General features: G+C 74.0%; 14 protein-coding genes and 1 pseudogene. 9 read left to right on the top strand and 6 right to left on the bottom strand.

The window, feature by feature from the left end:
- Positions 1–124: 124 nt before the first annotated feature.
- The 3 genes from ACFYYJ_RS25645 (at position 125) to ACFYYJ_RS25635 (ending at position 4,904) form a co-directional block, all read left to right on the top strand.
- Positions 125–2,521, top strand: coding sequence for a helicase C-terminal domain-containing protein (locus ACFYYJ_RS25645; protein WP_385132122.1), 2,397 nt, complete (start codon positions 125–127; stop codon positions 2,519–2,521).
- Between the two features lie 216 nt (positions 2,522–2,737).
- On the top strand, positions 2,738–3,328 hold the full coding sequence (locus ACFYYJ_RS25640) for a DUF4291 domain-containing protein (protein WP_385132094.1): 591 nt from the start codon (positions 2,738–2,740) through the stop codon (positions 3,326–3,328).
- A 292-nt stretch (positions 3,329–3,620) separates the two neighbouring features.
- A complete protein-coding gene (locus ACFYYJ_RS25635) occupies positions 3,621–4,904 on the top strand; it encodes an LPXTG cell wall anchor domain-containing protein (RefSeq protein ID WP_389135747.1) in 1,284 nt (427 codons plus the stop codon).
- A 79-nt stretch (positions 4,905–4,983) separates the two neighbouring features.
- Here ACFYYJ_RS25635 and ACFYYJ_RS25630 read toward each other — a convergent pair whose 3' ends face one another.
- Positions 4,984–5,448, bottom strand: coding sequence for an N-acetyltransferase (locus ACFYYJ_RS25630; protein ID WP_389135744.1), 465 nt, complete (start codon positions 5,446–5,448; stop codon positions 4,984–4,986).
- Positions 5,445–6,029, bottom strand: coding sequence for a peroxiredoxin-like family protein (locus tag ACFYYJ_RS25625; RefSeq protein ID WP_389135741.1), 585 nt, complete (start codon positions 6,027–6,029; stop codon positions 5,445–5,447). The genes ACFYYJ_RS25630 and ACFYYJ_RS25625 overlap by 4 nt, the downstream gene beginning before the upstream one ends.
- Positions 6,030–6,104: 75 nt before the next feature.
- On the opposite strand from ACFYYJ_RS25625, the gene ACFYYJ_RS25620 reads away from it, so the two are divergent.
- Positions 6,105–6,722 carry a TetR/AcrR family transcriptional regulator C-terminal domain-containing protein gene (locus ACFYYJ_RS25620; protein WP_385364447.1) on the top strand — a complete coding sequence of 206 codons (618 nt, stop codon included), beginning with the start codon at positions 6,105–6,107 and terminating at the stop codon, positions 6,720–6,722.
- On the opposite strand, the gene ACFYYJ_RS25615 is transcribed toward ACFYYJ_RS25620, so the two are convergent.
- Entirely contained in the window at positions 6,719–7,234 is a 516-nt protein-coding gene (locus ACFYYJ_RS25615; RefSeq protein ID WP_389135738.1) for a GNAT family N-acetyltransferase, read from the bottom strand. The two genes, ACFYYJ_RS25620 and ACFYYJ_RS25615, sit on opposite strands and share 4 nt — an antisense overlap.
- A 140-nt stretch (positions 7,235–7,374) precedes the next feature.
- Here ACFYYJ_RS25615 and ACFYYJ_RS25610 point away from each other — a divergent pair, with 140 nt between their 5' ends.
- A complete protein-coding gene (locus tag ACFYYJ_RS25610) occupies positions 7,375–9,018 on the top strand; it encodes a DNA repair helicase XPB (protein ID WP_385132079.1) in 1,644 nt (547 codons plus the stop codon).
- A 324-nt stretch (positions 9,019–9,342) separates the two neighbouring features.
- Here the strand turns inward: ACFYYJ_RS25610 and ACFYYJ_RS25605 are convergent, their stop codons facing one another.
- Entirely contained in the window at positions 9,343–9,531 is a 189-nt protein-coding gene (locus ACFYYJ_RS25605; protein WP_385364451.1) for a hypothetical protein, read from the bottom strand.
- A 311-nt stretch (positions 9,532–9,842) separates the two neighbouring features.
- Between ACFYYJ_RS25605 and ACFYYJ_RS25600 the strand changes: the two genes are divergently transcribed.
- Complete coding sequence (locus ACFYYJ_RS25600) at positions 9,843–11,909, top strand: HelD family protein (protein WP_385132074.1); 2,067 nt, start codon at positions 9,843–9,845, stop codon at positions 11,907–11,909.
- A 329-nt stretch (positions 11,910–12,238) separates the two neighbouring features.
- Here the strand turns inward: ACFYYJ_RS25600 and ACFYYJ_RS25595 are convergent, their stop codons facing one another.
- Positions 12,239–12,931, bottom strand: coding sequence for a copper homeostasis protein CutC (locus ACFYYJ_RS25595; protein ID WP_385132235.1), 693 nt, complete (start codon positions 12,929–12,931; stop codon positions 12,239–12,241).
- 150 nt (positions 12,932–13,081) lie between these two features.
- Between ACFYYJ_RS25595 and ACFYYJ_RS25590 the strand changes: the two genes are divergently transcribed.
- The 3 genes from ACFYYJ_RS25590 (at position 13,082) to ACFYYJ_RS25580 (ending at position 16,510) form a co-directional block, all read left to right on the top strand.
- Positions 13,082–13,753 carry a hypothetical protein gene (locus tag ACFYYJ_RS25590; RefSeq protein ID WP_389135732.1) on the top strand — a complete coding sequence of 224 codons (672 nt, stop codon included), beginning with the start codon at positions 13,082–13,084 and terminating at the stop codon, positions 13,751–13,753.
- A gap of 120 nt (positions 13,754–13,873) precedes the next feature.
- The gene (locus tag ACFYYJ_RS25585) at positions 13,874–15,103 is read left to right on the top strand and encodes a Cmx/CmrA family chloramphenicol efflux MFS transporter (RefSeq protein ID WP_385132241.1); all 1,230 of its coding nucleotides are present in this window, start codon (positions 13,874–13,876) and stop codon (positions 15,101–15,103) included.
- Between the two features lie 81 nt (positions 15,104–15,184).
- Positions 15,185–16,510, top strand: coding sequence for a serine hydrolase domain-containing protein (locus ACFYYJ_RS25580; RefSeq protein ID WP_389135729.1), 1,326 nt, complete (start codon positions 15,185–15,187; stop codon positions 16,508–16,510).
- Here the strand turns inward: ACFYYJ_RS25580 and ACFYYJ_RS25575 are convergent.
- Positions 16,467–16,733: pseudogene (locus ACFYYJ_RS25575) on the bottom strand (DUF4031 domain-containing protein); the annotation flags it as partial. The gene ACFYYJ_RS25580 and the pseudogene ACFYYJ_RS25575 sit on opposite strands and share 44 nt — an antisense overlap.
- Positions 16,734–16,737: the final 4 nt, after the last annotated feature.

Below are 16,737 nucleotides of genomic sequence, written 5' to 3'. Positions count from 1 at the left end.
GGGCGACCGACCGCCCACCCGACCGACCGGCCGACGCGACGAGGAGGCGACCGTGCCCGACGCAAGCACTGCGGGAGCAACGGGAGCAGCAGGGGCAACCGGCGGAAGCGCCCTCCCCCGCTCCCTGGCCGAGGCGCTCCGTGCCCGCGACGACGCGGCGCTCGCCGCGCTGCTCCACGCCCGCCCGGACCTGCTCAGCCCGGTACCCGGCGACGTGACGCAGCTGGCCACCCGGGCCGGGACGCGGGCCTCCGTGGTGCGGGCGCTCGACCGCCTCGACCGGTTCGCGCTGCAGACCGCCGAGGCCCTCGCGGTGGCCCCCGAACCGTGCCCTTACGAGGTACTGGAGGCTCTGCTCACCGGCGGCGAGCCGGAAGGCGAAGGCGACGGCGAGCGGGCCCGGGTCGCGCTCCCCCGTGCGCTGGGCACCCTGCGCGACCAGGCCCTGGTGTGGGGTGACGACGAGCGGCTGCGGCTGGTCCGCACCGCCCGCGAGCTGCTCGCGCCGTCCGCGCAGCGGCCCTCCCCGACGGGCCTGGGCCCCACGGTCTCCGAGGCCACGGCCGGGATGTCGCCGACGCGGATCCAGGAGATCGTGGCGGCCGCCGGGCTGCCCGCCACCCACGACCCGGTGTCGGCGGTGACGGCGCTGACGGCCCTGTTCACCGACCGGCAGCGGATGTCGCGGCTGCTGGACGACGCTCCGGCGGAGGCGCACCAGGTGCTGGGCCGGCTCGTCTGGGGTCCTCCGTACGGCGAGGTGACGCCGAATCCGACGGTTCCGGTGCGCTGGCTGCGCGATCGGGGGCTGCTGCTGCCCGCGTCGGCGCGGACGGTGGTGCTGCCCCGCGAGGTGGCGTTGCACCTGCGCGGCGGGCTCGCGCACCGGTCCGTGGAGCCGGTGGCCCCGGCGGTGCCCGCGCACCGCGAGCACCGTCCACAGCTTGTGGACGCGAACGCGGCCGGGCAGGCGCTGGCCGCGCTGTCCACCGTCGAGGAACTGGTCAAGTCCTGGGAGCACGCCGGTCCGCCGGTGCTGCGCGCGGGCGGGCTGTCCGTACGGGACCTGAAGCGGACGGCGGTCGCCCTCGACGCGGCCGAGCCGCAGGCCGCGTTCTGGATCGAACTCGCCTACGCGGCGGGCCTGCTGGCCAGTGACGGCGAGGCCGACGAGCGGTACGCGCCCACGCCCGCCTTCGACGACTGGTGCGAACTGCCGCCCGCGGAGCGGTGGTCGGTGCTCGTGACGGCGTGGCTGCCGGCGACCCGGACGCCCGGTCTGGTCGGCGAGCAGGACGCCAAGGGCCGCACCCTGTCGGCGCTGGGCCCCGAACTCGACCGTTCCGGCGCCCCCGAGGTGCGCCGGCGGGTCCTCGAACTCCTCGCCGACCTGCCGGAGGGCGCCTCCGCCGACCCGGAGGCGGTCCTGGCCCGCCTCGCGTGGGAGCGTCCCGTGCGCGGTACGAGCGAGCTGCGCGCCCGCCTCGCGCGGTGGACGCTGGCCGACGCGGAGGTCCTGGGCGTCACCGGCCGCGGCGCGCTCTCCGGGCCGGGTCGCGCCCTGCTCGCGCACTCCGACCCCGCACCCCTGCTGGCGCCGCTCCTGCCCGAGCCGGTGGACCACGTCCTCCTCCAAGCCGACCTGACGGCGGTCGCCCCGGGCCCGCTGCGGCGCCCGCTCGCCGAGGTGCTGGCGGTGCTGGCGGACGTGGAGTCCAAGGGCGGGGCGACCGTGTACCGCTTCACGCCGGGGTCGGTACGCCGTGCGCTGGACGCCGGGCGGACCGCGGTCGACCTGCACGCCTTCCTCGCCGAGCACAGCATCACGCCGGTGCCGCAACCGCTCGCGTACCTGATCGACGACGTGGCCCGGCGCCACGGGCACCTGCGCGTCGGGGCGGCGTCCTCGTACGTGCGCTGCGACGACGACGGCATGCTGAACGAGATCCTGGCCGACAAGCGTTCGGCCGGGCTGGGCCTGCGCCGGCTCGCCCCGACCGTGCTGGCGGCCCAGGCCGAACCGACCGCGCTGCTCGACGGTCTGCGGGCGATGGGCTACGCCCCCGCGGCTGAATCCCGTACCGGCGACGTCCTGGTGGCCCGCGCGGACGCCCACCGCACCCCGGACCGGCAGGCGCCCGTACCGGTGCCGGACGGCCCGCCGGTCCCGGACGAGACGCTGCTCGGCGCGGCCGTACGGGCGATCCGCGCGGGCGACGTGGCGGCGACGGCGGTCCGCAAGGAGCCGGCGTCGGCGGAGTCCGCATCGGTGGCCCCCGGCGAACTCCCGCGCACGAGCGCGGCGGAGACCCTGGCGACGGTGCAGGCGGCGGCCCTGACCGGGTCGGCGGTGTGGATCGGCTACGTGAACGCGGAGGGCGCGGCCAGCCAGCGGGTCATCGCCCCGGTCCGAGTGGAGGGCGGCTTCGTGACGGGCTATGACCACACGGCGGACGAGGTCCGCACGTACGCCCTGCACCGCATCACGGGCGTGGCTGAACTGGCGGAGGAACACCTCTAGCGAATCCGGCCCCACCGGCGCGACTCCAGCCCCGCCGACCCGACGCGACTCCAGCCCCGCCGGCGTTTGAGGCGCGGGGTCCGGGGCAGCGCCCCGGCAACGGCGCCGCGCCGGCCCACCTACCCGAACCCCGCACGGGCCCGGCACGCCCCCTGCACCGGCCCGCCACGGAAAACGGCTCGCGCCCGCCGCAGGCGCCCCGGCACTCTGAACGGCATGCAAGCCGTACCCACCCGCCAGATCCGCGCCGCGCACACCGACACCACCGTCACCGTCTACCAGGCCTACGCCCCCCACCTCGGCGACCCCGCCGCCCGCGACGGCCGCTTCCCGGCCGCCTGGAAGCGCGAGCGCATGACGTGGATCAAGCCCTCGTTCCTGTGGATGATGTACCGCTGCGGCTGGGCCACGAAGCCCGACCAGGAGACGGTGCTGGCCGTCGAGATCACCCGCGCCGGCTTCGACCACGCGCTGCGCCACGCCTGCCTGTCCCACTTCGAACACGGCACGCACACCGACCGCGAGGCCTGGAAGCGGTCCCTGCGCGACTCCTCCGCCCGCGTCCAGTGGGACCCGGAGCGCGACCTGCACCTCGGCCCGCTCCCGTACCGCTCGCTCCAGCTGGGTCTGTCGGGTCCGTTCTCGCGCGCCTACGCCGACGAGTGGACGGTCTCCATCCGCGATGTCACCCCGCTGGCACGGGAGGTCCACGGCCTGGTCCGGTCCGGGGAGACGGCCGCCGCGCGGGCCCTGCTGCCCGTGGAGACCCCGTATCCGGCGGACCCGTTGGAGCACCTGGGCGCGTAGCGGGACGGCCGCCCGAGAAGCGGAACAACGGCACCCGTTTTGGCAGGTCAGAGCGGCTCCGTTCCCTGTTGCAGAGCAGTGACGGACGGGCGATGGAACAGCGATCCGCGATGTGTGAAGATCGGTGCATCGCAGCAGCGGCCGAGGGGAATCAGGACCGGCCCGAGAGCGACACCCCGCACCACCCGGCCGCCGCTCCGCCACGGCCACCCGACCGTCTTCTTCACCTCGCCGGCCACCGCGGCTCCGCGCCGCTCGCCTGCCTTCCGTGAATCCTTGGGGGGATCCGACCATGTCCGCTCGCGCCACCGCTGCCGCCGCCGCCACCGCCGTCGCCGTCGCCGGTACCGTCCTCATGCCGCTGTCGGCGTACGCCGCCCCGGCCGAGACCGGCAACCAGCGCCCGCTGAAGATCACGATGGGTGCCCCGGCGCCGAGCGGCCCGCTGACCCGCGGCGGAGCGGCCGAGACCTTCGAGCTGACCGTCGCCAACACCTCGGACCAGCCGCACTCCTTCCACCCGTGGATCCTCGGCACCCCGGCCGGTGCGAGCCCGCTCCAGAAGTCCGACGTCCTCTTCAAGGTCGAGGGCGTGACCGCGCCCGCGACGGAGTCCTTCATCGGGCAGCAGGACGGCGGCTGGCAGGGCATCTTCCACCCGGCGGGCAAGAAGGTGGGCGAGCCCTTCGAGGTCCCGGCGGGCGGCAAGCTGACCTGGAAGGTCACGATCGGTCTCGGCAAGAGCTACCCGACCAACGACGGCGACCTGAAGTTGCAGGCCACGAGCTACGACGCCGATGTGACCGAGGCAGGCACCCTGATCTTCAAGACGGACCCGGTCATCAAGCCGGGCAGCCTGGAGACCTGGATCGACCGGATCAACCCCTGCCAGGACAAGACCGCCGAGCTGCAGTGCCGCGAGATGGACCTGCACCACCGCGCCACGGGCGACGGCGAGTTCGGCACGGCCCTGGCGACCTACCTGACCATGAACCTCTCGGACGGCACCTCCGCCGAAGAGGCCGACATCCGCCTCCAGGTCCAGACCGACGGCCAGTGGAAGGACCTGTCCGCGAAGGACGGCTACCGGCTGGCCGACATCCCGAAGGGCTTCGGCGAGGCCTCCGGCGAGCGCAAGGTGCACCTGCGCGCCAAGGTCGGTCCGAACTCGAAGCTGAAGAAGGAGAGCACGGTCACCCTGTACGCGGAGACCGCGCTGGCCGAGGGCAACACCCACCCCTTCGTCGACGCCCAGGCCAAGTTCAAGGTCGCGCCCGCCACCACCCCGACCTCGCCCTCCCCCTCGCCGAGCGGCTCCGCCACCACGAAGCCGTCGACGAGCCCGTCGCCCTCCGCGTCGGCCTCGGCCTCCGCGTCCGCGTCCGCCACCACCACCACCACCACCACCACCGGCGGCAACACCCACACCACGGGCAACGGCGGTTCCGGTTCCCTCGCGCACACCGGCGCCGACTCCAACACCGGCCTGTACTCCGGCCTGGCCGTCGTCCTCGTCGGCCTCGGCGGTGCCGCGGCCTGGCTCGGCGCCCGCCGCCGCAAGGCCGTCCGGGGCTGACCCGTCCCGACACCCCGCAGGGGCCCGGCACACCACGTGCCGGGCCCCTGCGCCGTTCCGTACCCGCCCCGCGGGCGTCTCACCGGGCCGCGTAGTCGATCCGCTCCCCCTCGAACGGCCACGCCTCGGCGAGCCAGCGCGTGACGGCCGCGTACAGGACCGCGTCGAGCGCCGCCCGGTCGGCCCTCACCCAGGAACTGACGTTCACCCGCTCGGGCGCGTCCTTCCCCTGGCAGACGTACAGGCACCCGATGACGTCGTCACCGTCCAGGACGCTGTACGCGAACCCTCGGCGCGCGGCGAAGTCCTCCGCGTGGCGCACCAGATCCGCCAGGTTCTCCTCGGCGGACATCCCCTCCGGCGGCGGCCACGCCCGCCCCACGAATCCGGGCGTGGCACGGACGTGCTCGATGCTCCCGCTCCATGCGGCGAGGTCCCGCTCGTTGTGCCGCGGCCCGAGCGGCTCCAGGCGGAACCCGGCGCCGACCAGCACGCGCGGCACCTCGAACCCGTCTGACACGAAGCCTTTCTGATGGTCACTCATGTTCGGACCCTACGGACCTCCCGCGCCAACGTCAGCAGCTTTTCCACCGGCCACTGGTCGTCGACGTGTTCCCCGTACCCTGCGGCCAGGACCTGCCCGTCGGGTGCGATGAGGAAGTCCGCCGGGAGGCCGTAGCGCCCGCCGTCCGGGAAGAACGACGGCGCCTTCGCCCGGCCGCGCGCGATCTCCAAGAGACCGTGGGTGAGGGCGCGCAGCACCGGCCCCCAGGCGCGGGGGGCGAGCAGGGAACGGTAGGACGATTCGACGCCGTACTCGACGTACAGCCGCTTGTCGGGGTCCGCGATCACCGCGAAGGGGAAGCCGGTGACGTGCTCGCGCAGTTCCTCCGCGGTGGAGTGGAAGACGACGACCTCCCGGATCCCGGCCTCCTCGATCTCGGCATGGCGGCGCACGACCGAACGCAGGTGCAGGTGGCAGACGGGGCAGCCCGCGAACCGGCGGAACTGGAGGTGGATCAGCCGGTCGGCCCCGGCGTCCGGGTCGGGGACGGCGACGGACGCGCCGTCCGCGACCGCGGTGAGGGTGCGCGAGGGGACTACGGAACCTACGGAGAGCTTCATCGGAGCTGGACCCCCTGGTTAGGCGTATGCCGTACACCTACCAGCGTAGGCGTATGCCGTACGCTGTCAACCACCATGCCCCGACCCCGCTCGCACACCCCGGCCCGGCTGGCCGCCGCGGCACTCGCCGTCATCGACCGCGACGGGCTCACCGGCCTGTCCATGCGCGCCGTCGCCGTGGAACTCGGCATCAGCACGATGGCCCTGTACCGCTACGTCCAGGACCGTGAGGAACTCGAAGCCCTCGTCGTGGAACTGGTCCTCAGCGCGGTCGACTCCACCCCACCGGCCCCCGGCCGCCCCTGGCAGGACCGGGTCGCCGAACTCGTCGCCCGACTCCGCGGCGCGGTGGCCGCCCATCCGGCCGTGCTGCCGCTGGTCCTCACCCACCGCCACCGCTCCCCGAGCGTGATGGGCTGGGGCGAAACGCTGCTCGGGGTGCTCGGCGAAGCCGGCATCGGGCCCGAGGAGCGGATCATCGCCCTGCGCGCGCTGCTCGCGTACGTGATCGGGGCGGTCCAGCAGGAACACCTCGGCGCCCTCTCCGGCGCGGGCACGGCCGCCATCGCCGAACTCCCGCCGGAGCGGTTCCCGTACCTGACCGAGGCCGCGCGCGCAGCCCCGACCCTCACGCCGGACCGGGAGTTCGACGGCGGCCTGGCCCTGCTGCTGCGCGGTCTGCGCTCGGACTAGGCGGTCGCCGCGGGGGCGAGGTCGAGGTCCAGGTCCAGGTCGACGAAGGCCACGGTGTCCCCGGGCAGCACGTAGCGATCGACCTCGACGAACCCCCGGGCGAGCGCGAAACGCAGCCCCTCCGGATTGCTCTCCAGCACCACGGTGCGGACCGTGGCGGCCCCGAACTCCCGGGCCTGCGCCAGGCCGTGTTCGTACAGCGCCGCGCCGAGGCCACGGCCCCGGTGCTCGGGCAGCACCCGCGCGATCACCACCACCGGATCCTCGCCGGCCGCCGGGCGCACCGTCATGCAGCCCACCAGCACGTCACCGAGGTACGCGACGTCCAGCCGGTTGCGTCCGGCCCGCTCCCGCACCTCGTCCGGGGAGAGCGGGGCCGTGGGCACGACCAGGTTGTGGACGTGACGCCAGTCCCGAAGCGCGCCGTCGGCAGCGGCATCGACACCGGCACTGTCACCGGCCCGCTCGACTCGGAAGCCGTCCGTCCGCGATGTGTACCCGCTCGTTCCCATGAGGTCCCCCGTCGACCATGATCCGCTTTTGGCCCGGGCAAGCTAACACGCCCCGGCCGCCCCGCTCCTCCCTGATAGGGCAGACTGGAGGTTTGGCCACCCGCACCCGGGTGACCGCCCCGCGTCGGAAAGGTACGTGCGTGAACGGGCCTCTCATCGTCCAGAGCGACAAGACCCTCCTGCTGGAGGTCGACCACGAGCTCGCCGGCGCCGCGCGCCGCGCCATCGCTCCCTTCGCCGAGCTGGAGCGGGCTCCCGAGCACATCCACACCTACCGGATCACCCCCCTCGGCCTCTGGAACGCCCGGGCCGCCGGGCACGACGCCGAGCAGGTCGTCGACGCGCTCGTCGAGTTCTCCCGCTACCCCGTCCCGCACGCGCTGCTCGTCGACGTGGCCGAGACCATGGCCCGCTACGGCCGTCTCACCCTCTCCAAGCACCCCGTGCACGGACTCGTCCTGACCAGCACGGACCGGCCGGTGCTGGAGGAGATCCTGCGGTCCAAGCGGATCACCCCGCTGGTCGGGGCGCGGCTCGACGCGGACACCGTCGCCGTGCACCCCTCCGAGCGCGGCCAGATCAAGCAGACCCTCCTCAAGCTGGGTTGGCCGGCCGAGGACCTCGCCGGGTACGTGGACGGCGAGGCGCACCCGATCGACCTGGCCGAGGACGGCTGGGCGCTGCGGCCGTACCAGCAGCAGGCCGTCGAGGGCTTCTGGCACGGCGGTTCCGGGGTGGTCGTACTGCCCTGCGGCGCCGGCAAGACGCTGGTCGGGGCCGGGGCCATGGCGATGGCCAAGGCGACGACGCTGATCCTCGTCACCAACACGGTCTCGGCCCGCCAGTGGAAGCACGAGCTGGTGAAGCGGACCTCGCTGACGGAGGACGAGATCGGCGAGTACTCCGGCACCCGCAAGGAGATCCGCCCCGTCACCATCGCCACGTACCAGGTCCTCACCACCAAGCGGAAGGGCGTCTACCCGCACCTGGAGCTCTTCGACTCCCGGGACTGGGGCCTGATCGTCTACGACGAGGTGCACCTGCTGCCGGCTCCGGTCTTCAAGTTCACCGCCGACCTCCAGGCCCGCCGCCGGCTCGGCCTGACGGCCACGCTGGTCCGCGAGGACGGCCGCGAGTCGGACGTCTTCTCCCTCATCGGCCCGAAGCGGTTCGACGCCCCGTGGAAGGAGATCGAGGCGCAGGGCTACATCGCCCCGGCGGACTGCGTCGAGGTCCGCGTGAACCTCACCGAGTCGGAGCGGCTCGCGTACGCGACCGCCGAGACGGAGGAGAAGTACCGCTTCTGCGCGACGACGGCGACGAAGCGGAAGGTCACCGAGGCGCTGGTGCGCAAGCACAAGGGCGAACAGACGCTGGTGATCGGCCAGTACATCGACCAGCTCGACGAACTCGGCGAGCACCTGGACGCGCCCGTCATCAAGGGCGAGACGTCGAACGCGCAGCGCGAGAAGCTGTTCAACGCCTTCCGTGAGGGCGAGATCAACGTGCTGGTGGTCTCGAAGGTCGCGAACTTCTCCATCGACCTGCCGGAGGCGACGGTCGCCATCCAGGTCTCGGGCACCTTCGGCTCCCGGCAGGAGGAGGCACAGCGCCTGGGCCGGGTCCTGCGCCCGAAGTCGGACGGCCACGAGGCCCGCTTCTACTCGGTCGTCGCCCGCGACACGATCGACCAGGACTTCGCGGCCCACCGCCAACGCTTCCTGGCCGAACAGGGCTACGCCTACCGAATCATGGACGCGGACGAACTACTGGCCGGCGACTGACGTTCCAGCCCCGCCGGCGTTTGAGGCGCGGGGTCCGGGGCGGGGTGCCACACAGCGGCATTCCCAGCCCCGCCGGCGTTTGAGGCGCGGGGTCCGGGGCGGGGTGCCACACAGCGGCATTCCCAGCCCCGCCGGCGTTTGAGGCGCAGGGTGCGGGGCGGGGTGCCACACAGCGGCATTCCCAGCCCCGCCGGCGTTTGAGGCGCGGGGTCCGGGGCGGAGCCCCGGCAGCGGCGCGGCAGCCGACGGACGAGCGGCCACCCGTACCGGGAGGTCACCGGCGGCGCGGCAGCCGACCAACGGACAGCCACCCCGACCGGGAGGTCACCGGCGGAGGACGCCCGCATCCTCCCCGTACTCGCCAAGGACCACCACACTCACGGCCGCCGCCGCGAAGACCTTGGCCGCGCGCAGCGCATTGCCGACGAAGTGCCGGGGGTGCGAGCCGGTGGAGGTGGCGGTGGCGCCGCTCGGGCGGCCGCCCTGGATCGGGGTGAAGGTTGCGGTGCTCATGTATCCATGGTGCGCCCCCGGCCGGCACCGCACATCGCCCTGCGGGCGGAACCCCAAGGCCGCGGGGGTCCTCCTCCGGGCGCATGGCACCCCCTAGTGGGTCTCCCCAAAGGCTGACGCCCCCGCCCCCTCACCCGGACGGAGGTCCCGTACCCGAGGGACTTCCGGCCCCCGAAACCCGTTCGCGCCCGCACGCCGCGGTGACTACAATCTCCGCTCTTGCCGCCTCCCACCGCCCCACCGGGGAGAGCCGCCCGCCGGACGGAAACCGGCGGGCCAACTGTTCCGCACCAGCAGCTGGAGGCAGTCCCGTGCCCGCGCACGCCCCCGAGTCCGACCCCGTCGTCAACCCCCTGACCCGCGAACGTTCGCACCTCGCCGCCTCCCGCGCCGCGCTCCGCGCCATGCGCGAGGACGTGGAGGCCCTGGACATCCGCGACGTCACCGCGAACTGGGTCAACGCCATCGTCCTCCAGGCCCAGATCGACGACCGCATCAAGGCCCTCGCCGACCTCTCCCACACGCCGCTCTTCTTCGGCCGCCTGGACTACCTGCACGCACCCGGCGCGGAGCTCGCCGAGGGCGCGGAGGGCGAGCAGTTCTACATCGGCCGCCGCCACGTCCACGACGCCGGCGGCGACCCGATGGTCATCGACTGGCGCGCGCCGGTCTCCCAGCCGTTCTACCGGGCCTCCAAGCAGGACCCGCAGGACATCGGCCTGCGCCGCCGCTTCGGCTACACCGGCGGAGAGCTCACGGCGTACGAGGACGAGCACCTCTCCGACCCGGCCGAGTCCGCGTCCGTCAGCAAGCTCCTCCAGCAGGAGATCGAGCGCCCGCGCGTCGGCCCGATGCGTGACATCGTCGCGACGATCCAGCCCGAACAGGACGAGATCGTGCGCTCCGGCCTGTCCGGTTCCGTCTGCGTGCAGGGCGGCCCCGGCACCGGGAAGACGGCCGTCGGCCTGCACCGGGTCGCGTACCTCCTCTACGCGCACCGCGACCGTCTCGCCCGCACCGGCACGCTCGTGATCGGTCCGAACCGTTCCTTCCTGCACTACATCGAGCAGGTCCTGCCGGCCCTCGGCGAGCTGGAGGTCAAGCAGGCCACCGTCGACGACCTGGTGGCCCGTGACGGCCTGGAGGTACGCGGCACGGACGCCGCCGCGACCGCCGTGGTCAAGGGCGACGCCCGGATGGCGGAGGTGCTGCGCCGCGCCCTCGAATCGCACGTGACGGCGCCGACCGAGGCGCTGATGGTGGTGCGCGGTTCGCGGCGCTGGCGCGTGCCTGCGTACGAGCTGGCCGAGATGGTCGAGGAGCTCCAGAACCGCGACATCCGCTACGGGGCGGCCCGCGAGGCGCTCCCGCAGCGGATCGCGCACGCCGTGCTGGTGCGGATGGAGCAGGCGGGCGAGGCGCCGGACGACCGCGTCCAGGACTCGGTGGCCCGCAACGCGGCGGTGAAGGCGGCGGTCAAGGAGGTCTGGCCGCCGGTGGAGCCGGCGAAGCTGGTGCTGCGCCTGCTCTCCGACCCGGAGTTCCTCGCGCTCCACGCCGCGGACGTCCTCACCGCGGACGAACAGAAGCTCCTCCTGTGGTCCAAGCCGTTCCGCAGCGTGAAGTCGGCGAAGTGGTCGGCGGCGGACCTGGTCCTGATCGACGAGGCGACGGACCTGGTGGAGCGCACCCACTCGCTGGGCCACGTCGTGGTCGACGAGGCCCAGGACCTCTCCCCCATGCAGTACCGGGCGGTGGGGCGACGCTGTACGACGGGCTCGGCGACGGTCCTGGGCGACCTCGCGCAGGGCACCACCCCGTGGGCCACGCGCAGCTGGGACGAGGCCCTCGCGCACCTGGGCAAGCCGGCGGCGGTGGTCGAGGAGCTGACGGCGGGCTTCCGCGTGCCGCGCGAGGTGATCGCGTACGCGTCGCGGCTGCTGCCGTCGATCTCACCGGGGCTGGCGCCGGTCTCGTCGGTCCGCGAGACCCCGGGCTCGCTCCTCATCTCGCCGACGGACGACCTCACGGCGGCGGTCCTGGACGCCTGCCGCGCGTCCCTCTCCCACGAGGGCTCGATCGGCCTGATCGCGGCGGACGCCCGTATCCCGGCCCTGACGGAGGCCCTGCGGGCGGCGGGCCTCGTGTGGCTCTCCCCCGGCGAGGAGACCACGGCCGAGTCCCGCCTGACCCTGGTCCCCGCCTCGCTGGCGAAGGGTCTGGAGTACGACTACGTGGTCCTGGACGAGCCGGCGGCGATCGTGGACGGCGAGCCGGACGAACGGACGGGCTTGCGCCGCCTGTACGTCTGCCTCACCCGAGCCGTCTCGGGCCTCACCGTCCTCCACGCGACCCCGTTGCCCGCCCCCCTGACCTGACCCCCGGGACTCCGCCCCGTCCCCGGCACGCCCGCGCCTCAAACGCCGGCGGGGCTGGGTGGTGCCTGTCGGGGCTGGTGTGCCGCTCAGCGGCAATTCCAGCCCCTCCGGCGTTTGAGGCGCGGGGCGCGGGGCGGAGCCCCGGAAGCGGCGCCGCGCGCGACAGCCCGGCCCGGGCACATCCAGCCTCGCCGGCGTTTGAGGCGCGGGGGTGCGGGGGCCGAGCCCCCGGAGCGGCGGTGCGCCGGGCAGCGCGGGGGCAGGCTCATCCAGCCCCCGCCGGCGTTTGAGGCGCGGGGTGCGGGGCAGCGCCCCGGGGGGCCCGGCCGTCAGGACAGGGCGGTGCGCCACTCCGCGACGGCCGCCGCCGAGACCGGCCCGCCCCACCCGGAGGGCCGCGCCGCACCGCCGATGTGGAACGCGTCGACCCCGCCCGCGCGCAGCACCGGCAGGTGCGACAGGGTCAGCCCGCCGCCGACGAGGATCCGCGGCCCGTACCCCGGCTCCCCCCGCCCCGCCGCCCCCGCCTCCGCGAGCAGCACCGGCAGCCCCTCGTCGACCCCGGCCGCCGAGCCCGCCGTCAGGTACGTGTCCAGCCCGGGCAGCTCCGCCAGCGCCTTGCGCAACCCGTCCCGGTCCGCCGCGCGGTCGATCGCCCGGTGGAAGGTCCACCGGCAGCCGTCCAGCTCCGCCACCACCGCCTCGACCGCGGTCAGGTCCGGGGTGCCGTCAGGGTTCAGGAAGCCGAGGACGAACTCCCGCGCGCCTTCCGCCCTCAGCTCCCGCGCCGCCTCCACCACCACGGAGACGTCACCCGCGGCGAACCCGTCCGCCTTGCGGAGCATCACGCGCAGCGGGATGTCGACCGCCGCCCTGATCGCCGCGAAGGTCTCGCGCGACGGGGTGAGCCCGTCCGCGGCCATGTCGGTGACCAGTTCGAGTCGGTCCGCCCCACCGGCCTGGGCCGCGACCGCGTCCTCCACGTCGAGGGCGATCACCTCCAGGAGCGCACGGTTGCTCATTCGATGCCGTCCTTAGGTCCGAGTGTCCGGGTGTCCGGGTGTCCGGTTGTCCGGTTGTCCGGGTATGGAAAATAGGTCTAGTCCAATATCAGGGTACGGGTCTCCGCCCGCGCTCCACCAGCACAATCACGCCACCCGCACAATGTGCGCATGGACACAGGCACCCCGCACGACGACACCCCCGCCCTCCGGGCGCACTGGCAGGCCACCGTCGCCGCCGCCGGCGCCTCCCCCGACCGCGACCCCGCCCCCTACGCCGACCGGCTCCTCGCCGCCTGGGCGGAGCCCCAGCGCCGGTACCACACCACCGCGCACCTGGCCGACGTACTCGCGCGGATCGACGTACTGGCCCCGCACGCCGCCGACCCCGCCGCCGTCCGGCTCGGGGCCTGGTTCCACGACGCCGTCTACCGGCCCGACCGCTCCGAGAACGAGGAGCGCAGCGCCGCCATGGCCGAGCGCGCCCTGCCCGAGCTCGGCGTGGACGCCGCCCGCACCGCCGAGGTGGCCCGGCTGGTCCGGCTCACCGTCACCCACGACCCCGCCCCCGGCGACACCAACGGCGAAGTGCTCTGCGACGCCGACCTCGGCGTGCTCGCCGGCGCCCCGGACGCCTACGCCGCGTACGTGGCCGCCGTCCGCGAGGAGTACGGCTTCGTCCCCGCCGAGGCCTTCCGCACCGGCCGCGCCGCAGTCCTGCGCCAGTTGCTCGACCTGCCCCGGCTCTTCCGCACCCCGTACGGCGCCGCGCACTGGGAGGCCCCGGCCCGCGCCAACCTCACCGCCGAGCTGGAGGGGCTTTCACTACCGCGGGGAATTTGATCGCGTTCACACCGGTTGGTGTGAGTCATGCCCGCTGATGCCCCGAACCCCGTACGCACCGAATCCCCGACAGCCACCACGGGCCCCACGAGCCCCGCGGGCCCCACAGGCCGCACCCGCATGCCCGTGGCCGTCTACGTCCTCGGACTGTCCGTCTTCGCACTCGGCACCAGCGAGTTCATGCTCTCCGGGCTGCTGCCACCCATCGCCGAGGACATGGGCGTCACCATCCCCCAGGCGGGCCTGCTCATATCCGCCTTCGCCATCGGCATGGTCATCGGGGCACCGCTGCTGGCCGTCGCCACCCTGCGGCTCCCGCGCCGCACCACGCTCGTCGCCCTCATCAGCCTCTTCGGCCTCGGGCAGGTCGCGGGCGCGCTGGCCCCCTCGTACGAGCTCCTCTTCGCCTCCCGCGTCGTCTCGGCCCTCGCCTGCGCGGGCTTCTGGGCCGTCGGCGCGGCCGTCGCCATCGCCATGGTCGACAAGGACCAGCGGGCCCGCGCGATGGCCGTCATGATCGGCGGCCTGTCCATCGCGAACGTCCTCGGCGTCCCCGCCGGTGCCTTCCTCGGCGAGCACCTGGGGTGGCGCTCCGCGTTCTGGTCGGTGGGCGCGGCCTCAGCGATCGCCCTGGCCGGCATCCTGGCGCTGATCCCGCGCATCCCGCTGCCCGCCGAGCGCCCCACGCTCCGCCGCGAACTGGGCATCTACCGCGACCGCCAGGTGTGGCTGGCCGTCGGCATCACCTCCCTCGCCGCGGGCGGCGTCTTCTGCGCCTTCAGCTACCTGTCGCCGCTGCTCACGGACGTGGCCGGGCTGGACTCGAAGTGGGTGCCGTGGATCCTCGGCCTCTTCGGGATCGGGGCCCTGGTCGGCACGACCATCGGTGGCCGGGTCGCCGACGCGCACCTGTTCGGCGTGATGATCTGGGGCGTCACCGCCTCCACCGTCTTCCTCACCGCCCTCGCCCTCCTCGCCTCCACGGCCGCCGCGGCGATCACCCTGTCCTTCCTCCTCGGCGTCTCGGCCTTCTTCACCGCCCCCGCGCTCAACGCCCGCATGTTCAACGTCGCCGGCGCCGCCCCCACCCTGGCGGGCGCCACCACCACGGCCGCCTTCAACCTGGGCAACACCGGCGGCCCCTGGCTCGGCGGCACCGTCATCGACGCGGACCTCGGCTTCGCCTCCACCGCCTGGGCGGGCGCGGCCATGACCGTCACCGCGATCGGCCTGACCCTGGCCGCGCTGCGCCTGCACCGTCGTACGCCCACCCCGACTCGCGTCGTGGCCTCCGCGAGCCCGGCCCCGGGCCGCACCGGGGAGCCGGCCGGGGAACCCGCCCGCGCCTGACGACGGCCCGGTCGCAGCCCCGAGCTGCCCTTCCTACGATGGGAGGGACCACTCGGGGACGTGCGTCAGAGGGGGTCCCCGATGGCCCGGTACCGGACGAGGACCAATGCCGGGACGAAGGCCGGGACGAGAACTGGGACGAGGACGCGGACGAGGACGCGGACGACCACGGCCCTCGCCGCCGCCTCCCTGCTGCTGACCGCGCTGTGCGCCGGCCAGGCCCCCGCCGCCCCGCCCGGCCGGGCCGGCATCGACCCCGCGACCGCCGAGAAGCTCGACGACGCGATCACGGCGACCATGCGCGAGGCGGGCATCCCCGGTGTCGGGGTCGGGCTCTGGGTCGACGGCGGCGGATCGTACGAGCGGGCCTTCGGCACCGCCGACAAGGCCGCCGGCACCCCCATGAAGACCGAGCTCTTCACCCGGATCGGCAGCGTCACCAAGACCTTCACCGTCACCGGGGTCCTCCGGCTCGTCGACGAGGGGAAGGTACGGCTCGACGCGCCGATCTCCACGTACCTCGCCGGCGTGCCCGGCGGCGACCGGATCACGGTCCGTCAGCTCGCCGAGATGCGCAGCGGCCTGTACGACTACACCCAGGACAAGACCTGGCTGGCCGCCTACAAGGCCGACCCGCACCGCTCCTGGACCCCGAAGCAACTGCTCGACATCGCCTTCGCGCACCCGGCCCGGTTCGCGCCCGGCGCCCGCTGGATGTACAGCAACACCAACACCGTGCTCCTCGGCCTGCTCGTCGAGAAGGTCTCCGGACAGCCCCTGCACACGTACCTGGACGAGCACGTCCTCGAACCGGCCGGCCTCGACGACACCTCCCTGCCGACCGGCTCCGCGATGCCGAGCCCGTACGCGCACGGCTACACGAACTTCACCCCGGACGGCACCACAGTCGACGCCTCCACCTGGAACCCGTCCTGGGCCTGGGCCGCCGGCGCGATGATCTCCACCATGGACGACCTGCACACCTGGGTCCCGACGCTGGTGAACGGCCGGCTCCCCGACGGCGACCGCCTGCTGGAGCCCGGCACCCAGGCCCAGCGGCTGCGCACGGTCCCCACCGGGTACCCGGACGTGCGCTACGGGCTGGGCATCGCCGACATCGACGGCTGGATCGGCCACAACGGCGAGCTGCCCGGCTACGAGACGATCGCCGTCCGGCTCCCGCAGGCCCGGACCACCATGGTGATCGTGGTCAACTCCGACATCGACGGGAAGTTCGGCAACCTGAGCTCCCTCATCGGCAACACGGTCACGAAGATCGTGACTCCGGAGCACGTGTGGTCGCTCCCGGCACAGGCCCAGCCGAACGCCGTCCCGGAGCCGCCGGCCCGGTCTGCCCCGGCATCGGCGCCGGCCGCCCCTTCGGGCGGCGCAGGCCGGCCTGGGTGATGCGGCGGACCAGTTCCTTGCTGCCGATCTCCACCGCGCCCGCCGCGACCGCGTCCGCGTAGCGGTGCGAGGGCACGTCGTAGTGGTCGCGCTCGAAGGCGCGGGGCGGGCAGCCGATGGACGCCGCGAACGCGTGCAGTTCCTCGTACGAGACGTCGCTGACCAGGTGCGACCACATGCGCCCATGGCCCGGCCAGGTCGGCGGGTCGATGTAGAGCGTCACCGGC

Source organism: Streptomyces sp. NPDC002467, from assembly GCF_042889825.1.
GTDB lineage: Bacteria > Actinomycetota > Actinomycetes > Streptomycetales > Streptomycetaceae > Streptomyces.
Note: the sequence above shows the minus strand (reverse complement) of the source record. Positions and strands in the feature narration are given on the sequence as shown.